At 73.0% G+C, this 13,377-nt stretch carries 9 protein-coding genes; 5 read left to right on the forward strand and 4 right to left on the reverse strand.

The genetic code is table 11. The features are described 5' to 3' along the window. The coding region (locus K7G61_RS08695; RefSeq protein WP_225846119.1) for an Hsp70 family protein at positions 1–463 on the forward strand (463 nt) is incomplete at its 5' end. Then, a complete protein-coding gene (gene grpE, locus K7G61_RS08700) occupies positions 460–1,119 on the forward strand; it encodes a nucleotide exchange factor GrpE (protein ID WP_225846120.1) in 660 nt (219 codons plus the stop codon). The genes K7G61_RS08695 and grpE, both read left to right, overlap by 4 nt. A gap of 418 nt (positions 1,120–1,537) precedes the next feature. On the opposite strand, the gene K7G61_RS08705 is transcribed toward grpE, so the two are convergent. Continuing rightward, complete coding sequence (locus tag K7G61_RS08705) at positions 1,538–1,900, reverse strand: hypothetical protein (RefSeq protein WP_225846121.1); 363 nt, start codon at positions 1,898–1,900, stop codon at positions 1,538–1,540. Between the two features lie 577 nt (positions 1,901–2,477). Here K7G61_RS08705 and K7G61_RS08710 point away from each other — a divergent pair. Beyond that, positions 2,478–4,673 carry a glycosyl hydrolase family 18 protein gene (locus K7G61_RS08710; RefSeq protein WP_308190609.1) on the forward strand — a complete coding sequence of 732 codons (2,196 nt, stop codon included), beginning with the start codon at positions 2,478–2,480 and terminating at the stop codon, positions 4,671–4,673. A gap of 87 nt (positions 4,674–4,760) precedes the next feature. On the opposite strand, the gene K7G61_RS08715 is transcribed toward K7G61_RS08710, so the two are convergent. Then, a complete protein-coding gene (locus tag K7G61_RS08715) occupies positions 4,761–5,903 on the reverse strand; it encodes a glycosyltransferase (RefSeq protein ID WP_225846122.1) in 1,143 nt (380 codons plus the stop codon). After that, entirely contained in the window at positions 5,900–8,779 is a 2,880-nt protein-coding gene (locus tag K7G61_RS08720) for a CDP-glycerol glycerophosphotransferase family protein (RefSeq protein WP_225846123.1), read from the reverse strand. The genes K7G61_RS08715 and K7G61_RS08720 overlap by 4 nt, the downstream gene beginning before the upstream one ends. Positions 8,780–9,245: 466 nt before the next feature. On the opposite strand from K7G61_RS08720, the gene K7G61_RS08725 reads away from it, so the two are divergent. Together K7G61_RS08725 and K7G61_RS08730 are read left to right on the forward strand one after the other, a co-directional pair. Beyond that, a complete protein-coding gene (locus tag K7G61_RS08725) occupies positions 9,246–11,177 on the forward strand; it encodes a PIG-L family deacetylase (RefSeq protein WP_225846124.1) in 1,932 nt (643 codons plus the stop codon). Positions 11,178–11,515: 338 nt separating this feature from the next. Then, positions 11,516–12,313 carry a ferritin-like domain-containing protein gene (locus K7G61_RS08730; RefSeq protein ID WP_225846125.1) on the forward strand — a complete coding sequence of 266 codons (798 nt, stop codon included), beginning with the start codon at positions 11,516–11,518 and terminating at the stop codon, positions 12,311–12,313. A gap of 36 nt (positions 12,314–12,349) precedes the next feature. Here the strand turns inward: K7G61_RS08730 and K7G61_RS08735 are convergent, their stop codons facing one another. Further along, positions 12,350–13,264 (reverse strand): LysR family transcriptional regulator, encoded by a 915-nt coding sequence (locus K7G61_RS08735; RefSeq protein WP_225846126.1) that lies wholly within the window; start codon positions 13,262–13,264, stop codon positions 12,350–12,352. Positions 13,265–13,377 lie beyond the last annotated feature (113 nt).

Here is a 13,377-nt window from a genome sequence, read left to right on the forward strand (position 1 = left end):
CATCGACCGCATGGTGCGCGAGGCCGAGGCGCACGCGGAGGAGGACCGCCGCAAGCGCGAGTCGGCCGAGACCCGCAACCAGGCCGAGCAGCTCGTCTACCAGACCGAGCAGCTCCTGAAGGACAACCCCGACAAGATCCCCGAGGACGTGGCGGCGGAGGTGCGGGGCGCGCTCGGCGAGGTCAAGGAGACCTTGAAGGGCGAGGACGTGGCGGCCATCCGTACGGCTACCGAGCGCGCGCAGGCGGCGGCGCAGAAGGCCGGCGCGGCGATCTACGCCCAGGCCCAGGGCGCGCAGGCGGGTGCCGCGGGTACGGGTGCGGGCGGCGACGGCGGTACGGCGGGTCCGTCCGCAGGACCCGCGGGCGCCTCGGACACGGGCGGCTCCGCGCAGGCCGACGAGGACGTGGTCGACGCGGAGATCGTCGACGACGAGGACGAGAAGAAGGGCGGCACCGGATGACGGACGCGGACGAGCGGCGTCCGCCGCCCGCGGTCGTGCGCAACCGGCGCCGCGCCGGTCCGGCGGCCCTCCCCGGCCCGGTGCGCCGGGCGGCGGTGGTCGGACCGGCCGCGGACCCGGGAGCGCCGTCCGTCGCGGAGCCGCCGGGGCCCGCCGGCAGGCCGTCGCCGCCGTCCGAGGCGCCCGAGGACGCCGGCGCCGGCGTCGGCGGTGCGCCCGTCGGGGCGGACACCGTCGGTGAGCTGCTGCGCGAGCGTACGGCCGACCTGCAGCGGGTCAAGGCCGAGTACGACAACTACCGCAAGCGGGTGCGCCGCGACCATCTGGCCGTCCGCGAGATCGCCGTCGCGAACGTCCTGACCGGCCTGCTTCCGGTCCTCGACGCGATCGACGCGGCCCGCGGACAGGGCGCGGTGACGGACGGCTTCGCGCTGGTGGCCGACGCGCTGGAGGGCCGCCTGTGCGCCCTGGGACTCGCCGCTTTCGGTACGGAGGGTGACCGGTTCGACCCGTCCCTCCACGAGGCCGTGGCCCACGTCCCGGCTCCCCCCGGCACTCCCCACCCCGTGTGCGCGAAGGTCCACCGCCCCGGCTACCGCGTCGGCACCCACCTCCTGCGCCCCGCCGAGGTCACGGTGGCGCAACCGCCGGACTGACGCGCCGGGCCCCCCTCGGGCAGAAAATCATCCGATACCTCTTGACATGGGCGATAAGAGGTGGATCGTTGTTATTAGACCGTAATACCGGAAGAGCGGCGAAGCCGGTGACGACGTCCAGCCGGCGGAACCACTCGGACAGGATGCGGTTCAGGCCCCCGGCAAGCCGGCGCGACACCGAGGCAGCAGTGACGACTGAGGCTTCAGGACACGCGCAGCACTACCGGGGACTGTGTCGTCTTGAAAGCCCTCGTATCCGCCCGACCGCGGTACGAGGGCTTTTCGGCTGCGCGCCCCGGGGATCCTGGAGCGCCAGGCGCCAGGCGCCAGGCGCCAGGCGCTCCGGGCCGCTCCGGGGCGCGCCCATTCGCTCCGGGACCGGCATCCCGTCGAGCCGCCGCCGGCGGCGGGACAGCTCTCAGCCGAACGCCGCGAAGGTGCACGCGGTTATCGCAACCCGCGAGTTCACGCCGAGGCCCGACAGTGAGAACACGCACTGGGTATAGGCATGCGACGAATTGACCACTGCCAAGAGTGTCGTCGATATGCAGACCGCTTTCGTCGCGGAGGTGAGTTCACCGAAGTTGTCGAGCACTGTCACGCAGTCCGACCAGCCGCCGTCGGGCGTCACTTGAGACCTTGGCGCGGCGGTGGAAGGAGAGGCCGCGGTGGCCGTGTCGGCTGATGCGGCCGGCGCCATCGCCAGACCTCCGCCGACGAGGGTGACGGCCGTCAGTACGGCGGCGGCGCCGATGCGGCGGCTGGAGAACGGTTTCCTCACGATGTACTCCTTTTCTCGAAGGGGTGCCATGGGCATGGCAATCTCACCCGGGAGTCGGCAGTGGGGCCCCTCGCGACCGGTGAAGGCGGCGGCGTGGGCGGCGCCCGCGGGCCCTAAGCGGGCCAGGGCGCGACTGCGATTGCGGAACCGGCAGCGGCCACGGCGGAGCGCGCAACACGGCGTGTGGACATGTGACTTCCCCCGTCGGTCCGAGCATGTTCCTCATCCGGTGCCAGGAGAAAGTAGTTTCACGGGTCCTTTGTTCGTCCTGTGTCCGTCCTTGGGACCGAGGCAGGGCCGGGCCGGGGTCCGCCAGGTGGCACGACGCGTGCCGATGACGCCAACCGCCGCCCCGGCGAACTCCGCGCCCGGCCCGCTGGTTCCGCGGCCCGAGCGCGTCGGCGGCTCGACCCGTCGCGCGCATGCGGGGCGGTCCGGTATCGGATTGGTCTAGGCCAACCTCTTGACCCGGGTCGTGCGCGCGGCCACCATCGGAACGACCCTGTCGTGTCTATGTCACGCCTGGTCGGGCCGAGGGCGGCCTGCCTGGCCGGCGTCCCGTATCGGGAGGATGCCCATGCGCGCCACCTTTCGCCCGGCCGGCCAGTTGAGACGGTTGATGCGTCCGGCCGGAACCACCGCCCCGCGCCCGTACCCGTACGACCGGTACCGGTCGAGGGCGATCGGCCTCACCGCCGTCGTCGCCCTGCTGGTGGGGGCCCTCGCCGTCGTCCTCAACGGGCCGGCCGCACAGGCCACCCCCGCGGCGAAGACGCAGACGGCCGCCGCCACCAGCGGCGGCATCAAGGTCGCCTACTACGACCAGTGGAGCATCTACCAGAACGCCTTCTACCCCAAGGCCCTGGACACCGAGGGCCTGGCCGGCAAACTCGACTACCTGATCTACGACTTCGAGAACATCGACCCGGCCAACCTGACCTGTTTCGAGGCCACCAAGGCCACCGACCCCGACCCGGGCGGCGAGAGCGACCCGAACGCGGGCGACGGCGCCGGCGACCAGTTCGCCGACTACCAGAAGACCTTCGACGGCAGCATCAGCGTCGACGGCAGCAGCGACACCTGGAACCAGCCGCTGGCGGGCAACTTCCACCAGCTCCAGGAGCTGAAGAAGAAGTACCCGCACCTGAAGATCCTGCTCTCGCTGGGCGGCTGGACGTACTCCAAGTACTTCTCCGACGTGGCGGCGACCTCCGCCTCCCGGCAGAAGTTCGTCTCGTCCTGCGTCGACATGTTCATCAAGGGCGACATCCCGGCCTCCGGCGGCTACGGCGGCCCCGGCACCGCGGCCGGCATCTTCGACGGCTTCGACATCGACTGGGAGTACCCGGCCTCCCCGGCCGGCCACCTCGGCAACCACTACAGCCCGAACGACACCGCGAACTACACGGCCCTGCTGGCCGAGTTCCGCAGCGAGCTCGACGCCCAGGGCGCCGCTGGGGGTACCTCCCAGGCCGGAGGCTCTGGGGGAGGCAAGCGCTACACGCTGAGCGCCGCGCTGCCGGGCGGCCAGGACAAGGCCGCCAAGGTCCAGACCGACCGGATCGGCCGGTACCTGGACTTCGCCGACCTGATGACGTACGACATGCACGGCGCCTGGGACACCACCGGCCCGACCAACTTCCAGGACCCGCTGTACCCGTCGGCGAGCGACCCGTCGGGCACCATCCCGCCGGGCGGCGAGAAGTACGACATCGACTCCGTCGTCAAGGGCTACATCAACGGAGACAGCGCCTACGGCATACCCGGCGGCTTCCCCGCCGCCAAGATCAACCTCGGCATCCCCTTCTACTACCGCGGCTGGACCGGAGTGCCGGCGGGCGGCGACCACGGCCTCTACCAGAGCGCCACCGGCCCCTCGGCCGGCCACACGCTCAGCGGCAACGTGCCGGGCGTGGCCATGTACAAGGAACTCACCGGGGTCGTCGACAACCCGTCGGACACCTTCTGGGACCCCACCACCCAGTCCGCCTGGTTCTACGACGGCACCAACTTCTACGGTGGCGAGTCCCCCCAGTCCGTCCAGGCCCGCGCCGACTACATCCACTGCAACGCGCTCGGCGGGGCGATGATGTTCTCCCTGTACGACCTCGACCCCTCCGCCAAGCTCTTCAACGCCGTGGTCGACGACGTCAACGGCTCCGCCGCGACCTGCTCGGGCGGCGGCGGTACGACGGGTGGGACGACCTCCGGCGGGACGACGACGGGTGGGACGACCACCGGCGGTACGACCACGGGCGGGACCACGACGGGTGGTACGACCACGGGCGGCACCACGACCGGCGGTACGACCACCGGAGGCACCACGACGGGCGGCACCACCACCGGAAGCACCACCGGCGGCACCGGAGGCGGCGCCATCGTCGTCAACGGCGACTTCGAGTCCGGCGCCCTGTCGCCGTGGACCTGCACGGGCGGCACCGGCAGCGTCGTCTCCTCGCCCGTGCACGGCGGCGCCCACGCCCTGGCGGGCGCGGCGAGCAACAGCGACGACGCCCAGTGCTCGCAGACCGTCACCGTGCAGCCGGGCCACACGTACACCCTGTCCGGCTATGTGCGGGGCTCCTACGTCTACCTCGGCGTGACCGGCACGGGCACCACCGACACCAGCATCTGGACCCCGGGCACGGGCGGGTCGTACGCCCAGCTCAAGACCGCCTTCACCACCGGGGCGAGCACCACGTCCGTGACCGTCTGGGTGCACGGATGGTACGGCCAGGGCACCTACTACGCGGACGACATCGGCGTCGCCTGACCCGAGGCCCGCGGCGGACGACCGGCCTCCGTGACGTGCCCTCCGCGTCACGGGGGCCGGCCCCGCGTACGGCGGACGGGCCCGGGCCTACAGCTCCAGGAAGTCGAACAGGTCCTCCCAGCGCCGGACGATCTTGTCGGTCGTGTAGCGCTTGACGCTGACCGCGGCCCGCTCGCCCATGGTGTCGCGCAGCCGCTGGTCGCCCATGAGCAGGGCGAGCTTCCCGGCGAAGGCGTGGATGTTGCCGGGAGCGGCCAGGAAGCCGTCCTCGCCGTCGGCGATGATCTCGCGCACGCCCGGGGCCACGTCGAAGGCGACGCACGGCAGCCCCGTCGCCATCGCTTCGAGCAGGGTGAGCGGGAACCCCTCGGCGCGGGAGGGCAGGGCGAACACCGAGGCGGCGCGCAGGGCGCCCGGCACGTCGTCGGTGCGGCCCGCCCACTCCACCGAGCCGTCCAGTTCCAGCCGGGCGGCCTGCCGCTTGAGGAGCTTCTCGTCCTCGCCGGCCCCGTGGATCCGCAGCACCCAGCCGGGGTGGTCCGCGACGGCCACGGCCCAGGCGTCCAGGAGCATGTCGATGCCCTTCTCCTGGGACAGCCGCGCGACCGCGGCCACGGCCTTCTCCGAGCGCGGCGAGGTGGACCGCGGCACCCAGGGCAGGGCGTTGGGCATGAAGCCGGCGTTGTTCATGCCCTGCCGTGCCCACAGGTCGGCGTCCTCGCGGGTGAGCGTCAGGAAGCGGTCGCAGTCCTTGTAGTGGCGCTGCACCCGCTCGAAGCGCGAGGACGCCCGGCAGGCCGCGAACGACTCGTGGCTCATGCCGATCACCAGCATCCCCGAGGTGTCGGCGAGGTTCACCCATTCCATGGCCCACACCTGGGCGCAGATCACCACCGCGCCCGGGCCGGCGGCGCGGAACAGCGCGGTCATCCGCGCGGCCTTCTCCCGCATCCCCGCCCGCCGCCGCGACCGCCCGATCCGGGCCGGGACGTTGGCCAGGTCGGTGAGGGTGCGCGGGCTCCACGCCGGCGGCGGGTGCTCCTCGTACAGGGTCGTCGTGGCGTACGGCAGCCGCTCGGACGTGCGGTGGTCCACGTGGGAGGGGGTGATGCCGATCATGTGCACGCGGTGGCCGCGCTCGGTGAGGAGCCGGGCCATCTGGCGCGACCAGGTGGTGACGCCGCCCAGTTCGTCCAGGCTGTTGGTGACGATGAAGATGTCGCGGCTCACTCGCTGCTCCCCGGACGGAAGAACCTGTCCACGATCTGGCGGGCGGCGTCGCCCTTGTCGTACTCGCCGAACTCCGCCACGAACTGCTTGCGGCGCGGCGCCCATTCGCTGTCGGCGTCCGGAAGGCCGCCGTCCAGCACGCGGTAGAGCCCCTCGACGTCGCGCACCACCGGGCCGGGGGCGTGCTTGACCAGGTCGAAGTACGTGCCGCGGTCGTCCTTGACGTACTCGTCGTAGTCGTAGGCGAAGAAGACCATCGGCCGGTCGAGGAGGGCGTAGTCGAACATCACGGACGAGTAGTCGGTGATCAGCGCGTCGGCGGCCAGGAACAGCGGGGTCACGTCGTGGACGGACGTCACGTCGACGACCCGGCCGCGTACGGACGGCGGGAGCACCACCGTGTTGAGGTAGTGGGAGCGCACCAGCAGCGTGCAGCGGTCGCCGTACCGGTCGGCGAACTCGTCGAAGTCCAGCGGCGGTTCGAACTTGGCGACGCCGCCGGTCGCGGTGCTGCGGAACGTCGGCGCGTACAGCAGGATCCTGCGGTCCTCGGGGATGCCCAGCTCGCGTACGATGCCGGGCCGCACCCGCTGCCCGCTCAGGCGCTCGGCCTCGCGGGCCGCGACCAGGGCGTCGTTGCGCGGGTAGCCCGAGCGCAGCACCACCTCGTCCCTGAGGCGGAAGGCCGGCACCAGGGTGCGCGCGTCGTGCTCGGAGCGGATCAGGAAGTGGTCGAACCTGTCCAGGATCCGCTGGTAGTCGGCCTGCTGGTCCTTGGTCCGCACCCGCAGCTGGGGGCTGTCGAAGCCCATCTTCTTCAGCGCCGAGCCGTGCCAGGTCTGGATGTACGTGGTCTCCGGGCGCTTGGTGAGCTTCAGCGGGAAGCCCTGGTTGTCGATCCAGAACTCCGCCTGGGCCAGCGCCCGCAGATAGGGGTACGACCAGCGTTTGACGAGGGTGGCGTCCGGCGGGAAGTCCTCGGGCCGGTCGGCGTAGGCCCAGATCGCGGTGAACTCCACGCCCTGCCGGCGCATCTCCTCGTAGATCGCCCGCGGACTGTCGCTGTACTGCTTGCCGAGGTGGCTCTCGAAGACCACCGTGCCCTTCCTGACCGGCAGCCTGCTGAAGACGTCGTGGTACACGCGGATCTTGCTCTCGCCGGAACGCGCGTACCTGCGGGCGTTCTTGGCCTTGCGCAGCCCGCCGCGGGCCACCGTCCCGGGCACGCCCCGCAGGGCCCGGTCCAGCCCGGCCCGGCTGCGGCGGCTCACCGCGCCCTGCGCGGCCTGGACGAACGCCAGATGGCCCCGGCCGGACGTCTCGGCCTCCAGGCGGTCCGCGACCAGCCGGGACAGGCGCGGGCGGATCCGCAGCGGCACCGAGGTGTCCAGCTCGGCGTCGCCGACGGTGAGCGGCATCGGCATGGCCGCCGTGCCGTCCACGGTCAGCAGCAGCTGGATGTCCCAGACCGGGTCCAGCAGGCCCAGCGGGCGCAGGGTCCCGCTGATGTCGGCGTCCGCGCTCCACTCCAGGTGGTCGCCGGCGTGCCGCACCTGGACGCCGGGGAAGGCGAACGCCCGCACGCCCTTGCGCCGGGCGCGCAGCTCCAGGGCCGCCTCCAGCCGCGCGCCCGGGGCGATCCGGCCCAGCGGGTTGACGACGGAACCGGCCAGCGAGATCCCGGTGCCGGTCTGCCGGTAGCGGTCCAGCTTCGCGCGCAGGGTGAGCTGGTGCAGCGGCCTGGAGTGGTAGCCGAGATCGGTGACGTCGAGGACGGCGCGGGCCCGCTGCTCGTCCAGATGCTCCTCGCACCAGTAGACCCGGCCGTCCCGCTCGACCAGCGGCACCGACAGCTTCTGCCGGTTGATGAGGGTGTCGATCGCCGGGTTGAGGTTGGCCCAGTCCTCCTCCATGAGCAGGTAGGCGCAGATCCGGTGGATCGGCTCCAGCCCCTCGTACGCCTCCTGGGAGATCCGTGTCATGTACTCGCGCGCCATGCGGGCGAACTGGTGGCGGTAGCCGTCGTCGAGGAACGGCAGGTCGCGCAGGTGCAGTACCAGGTCGTGCTTGAGGAACTTGGTGTCCTTGTGCAGCTTCAGCCCGTCCAGGCCGCGTTCGCGGAAGATCGCGTCGATCTCGCGGTGGATCCTGACCCGGTGGGCGAAGTTGTCGACCTCGTGGCGGCGGTTGCTGATCGAGCGCCTGGTGCCGCTGTCGTCCACCATCCAGTTGTAGACGTGGTGGGGGATCAGCGTGATCCGCTCGGCGGCCAGGTAGGCGCGGGCGGAGAACAGCAGGTCCTCGTAGTGGATGCCGACCGGGAAGAGCAGGTCGTTGCCGAGCAGGAAGTCGCGCCGGTAGCACTTGTTGGTCGACAGGGTGTCGTAGACCAGCAGGTCGGGCAGTTCCATGATCGACTCGATGGTCCGGGTCGAGGTGTACAGCCACGGGTACCAGTCGACCGCCTTGCCGGTACGCGTCTGCACCCGCTTGGTCAGCCCGGACACCATCTGGGCGCCACCGGCGCGGGCCGCGTCGAGGAAGTTGCGGCAGGCGTGGCGCTCCAGGGTGTCGTCGCTGTCCAGGAAGACCAGGTACTCGCCGCGTGCCTCGGCGATGCCGCGGTTGCGCGGGCCGCCGCAGCCGCCGCTGTTCTCGTCGAGCCGGAACGCCCGCACCCGGTCCGGGTGCCGCTCCGCCAGGCGCTCGGCCGCCTCGTAGCTGCCGTCGGTGCTGCAGTCGTCGACGATCACCACCTCGACGCCGCGCAGCGACTGCTCCAGCGCCGACCGGACCGCCGTGGGCAGGCGCTCCGCGTCGTTGTAGACGATGACCACCACGCTCAGGGCAGGTCCCGGCTCCGTGTTCATCCGCATGCCGTCCAACAGTAGGGGGTCGGTTCCTCGTCTCTGTCATGAAACGTCTCGTACGAGTGACGCGTCCCGGGATGTCGCCCCCGCGTGGCGCGCGAGCACCGTACGCACCCCCGGCGGTCGCTCGGTTGTCCGCTTCACGCGGTACTGGCGAGGGAAGGGCCGTGGAACCCGCCGGCGGCGTTCCCCCTCTTACCCGTCGGAGACGTCCGCACCCGCCGAGAACGCCGAGAACGGCCGGGGCGCCCGGACGCTCGTCCGCTGATCGCGGGATCGCGGGATCGCGGGATCGCGTGACGACAGTCATTTCTTGTTGGGGGGAACATTGCCTGCCACCCGCAGGCGCGTGCTGACCTACGCGCTGTCCGGTGCGGCTGCGCTGGCCACGGGGGGATGCTCGTCGGCCGCCGTCCACGGACACACGAAGCCGCTCGCCGGTCCCGCGCCGGGTTCGGGATCGGGGGTCGCCGTGACCGCGGCCCCCGGCACCTCGGTGGTGCAGATCGTCGCCCACCCGGACGACGACCTGTACTTCATCAACCCGGAGACCTCGCAGTTCCTGCGGGCGGGAGTACCGCTGACCACGGTGTACCTGACCGCGGGCGAGAGCACCGGCCTCGGGCGCAGAACCTACGCCGTGCGCCACGGCGAGGTCCCGGTGCTGGACCGGGCGCACTTCGCCGCCGAGCGCTTCAACGGGTCCCGCCGCGCGTACGCGCGCATGGCCACCGGCGACATGGACAGCCCGTGGGACCGCTCCGCGCGGGTGCTGGCCTCCGGCACGGTCGCCGAAGTGGCCGTCCTGCGCGCCGCCCCGCACGTACGGCTCGTGGTGCTCGCCATGCTGGAGGCCGGCGACCGGCGCCGCGAGTACCGCGGCCGCAGTCTGGCCGGCCTGGTGGCGGGCACCACCCTCAGCGTTCCCACCCTGGTGATGCCGGACTCGCCCGTCACCAGCCAGTACGCCTACACCCGCGACAAGGTGCTCGCCGCGCTCGACCACGTGCTCACCGACGCCCGCCCGACCCTGGTGTGCACGCTGGACCCCGACCCCGAGCACAAGCGGGGCAGGCACGGCAAGGGCGCGGCCTCCACCGACCACGCCGACCACACCGCGAGCGCGCAGCTCGCCGTCACGGCCGTCGAGCGCTACCGCCCGCCGGCCGGGTCGCCCGCCCCGGTGCTGCAGTCGTACCGCGGCTACGCCAACCAGCTCTACCCCGCCAACCTCGACCCGTTCACCCTCGCCGCCAAGACCGCCACGCTGGTCACCTACTCCGGCCACGGCCTGCCCTGCGCGGTGCCCTACGGCTGCGGCGACCACCAGGTGGACCTGCTGCGCCTGACCAGGAAGCGTTTCGACTCCACCCAGCACCGCCACCGCGGCGACGTGCACTGGCTGCGGCCGCTGCCCGACGGGCGGCTGACCGCGTTCACCGTGGCGGGCGGGCAGGTGGTGCAGTGGACGCAGAAGACACCCGGCGCCGCCGCCTGGGCCGACCCGGTGCCGCTGCCCGGCGGCGACCTGTTCGGCCACGTGTCCGCGGTGTCCCTGCCCGACGGGCGCGTACGGCTGTTCGCCCTGAGGCACGGCGGCCTGGCCGGTGCCCCCGCCGCGCAGCGGCGGCAGGTCGTCACCACCGTGCAGGAGGCGCCCGGCGGCCGGTTCGGGCAGTGGCAGGACCTGGGCGGTCCCGACGGCGTCCGCGGCCCGAAGGCGCGGGAACTCGGTCTGCCGTACGCGGCGGTGGACCGGCTCGGCCGCGTGCACGTCGTCGTCCGCACCTACACCCGCGCCCTGGCCCTGCGCACCTTGTCGGCGACCGGCCGGTGGGGCCCCTGGCGGCGGCTGCCCGGACCGGCCGACGTCCAGGACGGGCTGTTCCTGCTGCCGCGCGCCGACGGCAGGACCGAGATCTACGCCGGCACCCGCACCCACCTGTACCGGTGGACGCTTCCCCCGCACGGCCGCGCCACCGCCGCACGGCTGCCGCTCCCGGTGCCGTCCTGCGCCCCCACCGCGGTCGAACTGCCCGGCGGCGGGACCCGGCTGTTCCTGCGCCCGGGCGGGTCGGGCACCGTCCACGTGCACGACGAGCGCAAGGGCGGCGTCTGGACGCCGGCCGCCGCCTACCCGGCCGGCGGGTACGGCCCGGTGGCGGTGGCCGCCCTGGCCGGCGGCGGGCACGTGACGGCCACCCGCAACGACGCGGGCGCGGTCAGCACGCGCGCCTGGGCCGCCGGATCCGCCGCGGCGCCCCGGCCGGCCGAGCACGCCGTGCTGCTGACCGGCGTGCCCTCGCTCGCCCGGGACCGGGCCGGCCGCACCTTCCTGGCCGTCCAGGGCGCGGACGGCATGCTCGGCCTGGTCCGCGCCGACCGGCTGGAGCCCAAGGCATGACCCGGCGGCCCCCCCACTCCCGGGGCCGTATCGCGAGCGGCGGCCCCGGCCCCCCGGGCCAATCCCGTCCGGCAGACGCCCTTCGCGCGGCTGCCGGGCGAAGGGCCGTGCTTCGGCGGGGGAGCCGTCGCCCACCGCGCCGCAGCCCGCGGCCCCGGCGCGGGGGGAGCGGCGGCGGTGCGGGGGCGAGTGGCGGCGGTGACGGTGTGTGGTCCGATCGGCCCATCGCGCGGCGGCACCGGTTGCGGTGACCGGAAAGCCCGCTTTGACTCGTGGGGCAGGCGCGGCACGCCGCTGAGGCGGCGGGGCGGCGGGCACCCGGTGAGAGGAGCGATGTGGTGTTGTCGGCGCGCACCCTGTTCACGGAGATTCTCGACGACGACAGGTCCTTCAGGCTCTTCTGCTCGATCGCCGCCGGCGGCGAGGCGCAGGGCGGCTGGGAGAACGGCCGCATCGCGGCGCTCGTCCCCGCGTCGCAGCGGGCCATGGCCCCCAAGATCGCCCGGCACGGCACGGACGAGGACAAGCACGGCCGCATCTTCACCGCCCTGCTGCGCAAGCGCGGGCTCGACGCGGTACCCGTGCCGCCCGACACGGACTACACCATGCTGCTGGAGCGCGGCGGAATCGGCCTCGCGCACTCCCGCCTGAAGCGGGACGAGCCGCTGACCGAGGCCGACATCGTCACCTACCTGGCCCACAGCAGGGTCACGGAGCAGCGCGCCTCGGAGCAGATGCGCCTGCTCCTCAAGCACTTCGAAGACCATCCGGAGGTCGGCAAGGCGGTCCGGGCGATCTCGCGCGACGAGGACAACCACCTCGCGTACTGCCACGAGGAGTTGCTGCGCCTGTCCGCGATCGGCCACGCCGACACCATCCGGCGCATCCTGCGGGAGGCCGCGCACGCGGAGATCCGCATCTACCGCGACGTCAGCCTGGCCGTGATGGCGCACATGGGCCGCATCCTGGGCTGGTCCGCGCCCAGAGCCCTGGCCCTGCGGCTCGGCATCCACGCGGTGTACCTCTACGAGCGGTGCGGCGGCTGGCGGCGGATGGTCACCCTGACGATGCCCGAGCGCCGCAACGCGATGGGCGGGCCGGCCCAGGAGGACGACGCGGCCCTGGAACCGGCGTAACCCCCGCGGCCCCCGGAGCAGTCCCCGCGGCCCCGATCAGTCCCCCGCGCACACCCGGCGGCACGCCTCCACGTAATCGCGCGTCAAGGGGCCGGCGGCCGTACGCGGCCAGGCGAGCGCGAAGCGGCTGGGGGACAGGCCGCGCACCGGGCGGGCCGTGACACCGCCGAGCGAGACCAGCGGGACGTTGCCCGAGGCGACCAGGACCACGCCGAGGCCGGCGGCGAGCGCCTCGTACGTCTCCTCCGTGCTCGCGACCTCGGCCCCGATCGCCGGCGGGCGCCCGCCGCGGGCGTCGAGGGCGAGCCAGTAGTCCCGCAGCGGCCCCGCGGCGGCGGGAAGCGCCAGGAACGGCTCGTCCATCAGGTCGGCGAAGTCCACGGCGGACCCGGGCGGGGTGCGGACGGCGATCGGGTGGTCCTCCCGCAGGGCGACCAGCCGGGGCTCCTCGGCGACGACCACGTGGTCGTACCGCTCCTGGCCCGGCAGCGGCAGCCACACGAAGGCGACGTCGCTCGTGCCGTCCGCGAGCCCGGCGGTCGGGTCGTCCCAGCCGACCTGGCGCAGCAGCGGTGTGGCCTCGGGGTGGGCGGCGCAGAAGCGCGAGCGGACCGCGGGCAGCAGCCCGCCCCGGCCCGGGCTCGTACTCATACCGACCACCAGCGTGGCGCGCTGCGCTGCCTTCGCGCGCTCCACCGCCGCCCGGCCCGCGTCCCACTCGGCCAGGACGCGGCGGGCGTACGGCAGCAGTTGCTCGCCGGCCGCGGTGAGGGCGACGCCCTGGCGGCCGCGGTCGAACAGTTCGGCCCCGAGCTGCTTCTCCAGCGCCCTGACCTGCTTGCTCAGCGCGGGCTGGGAGACGAACAGCCGCTCCGCCGCCCGGGTGAAGTGCAACTCCTCGGCGACGGCGACGAAGTAGCGCAGATCCCTGCCGTGGACATCCATAACCATCGGCTATCACGAAGGGTCTTGGACGGGCAAGGCGCGCCCCGGGCACGCTTGATCACAGCAACGGCAGGACAACGCGGAGCACGCGGGACACACGCGAAACACCCGCGGGACAA

The organism is Streptomyces sp. HPF1205, from assembly GCF_020400825.1.
GTDB lineage: Bacteria > Actinomycetota > Actinomycetes > Streptomycetales > Streptomycetaceae > Actinacidiphila.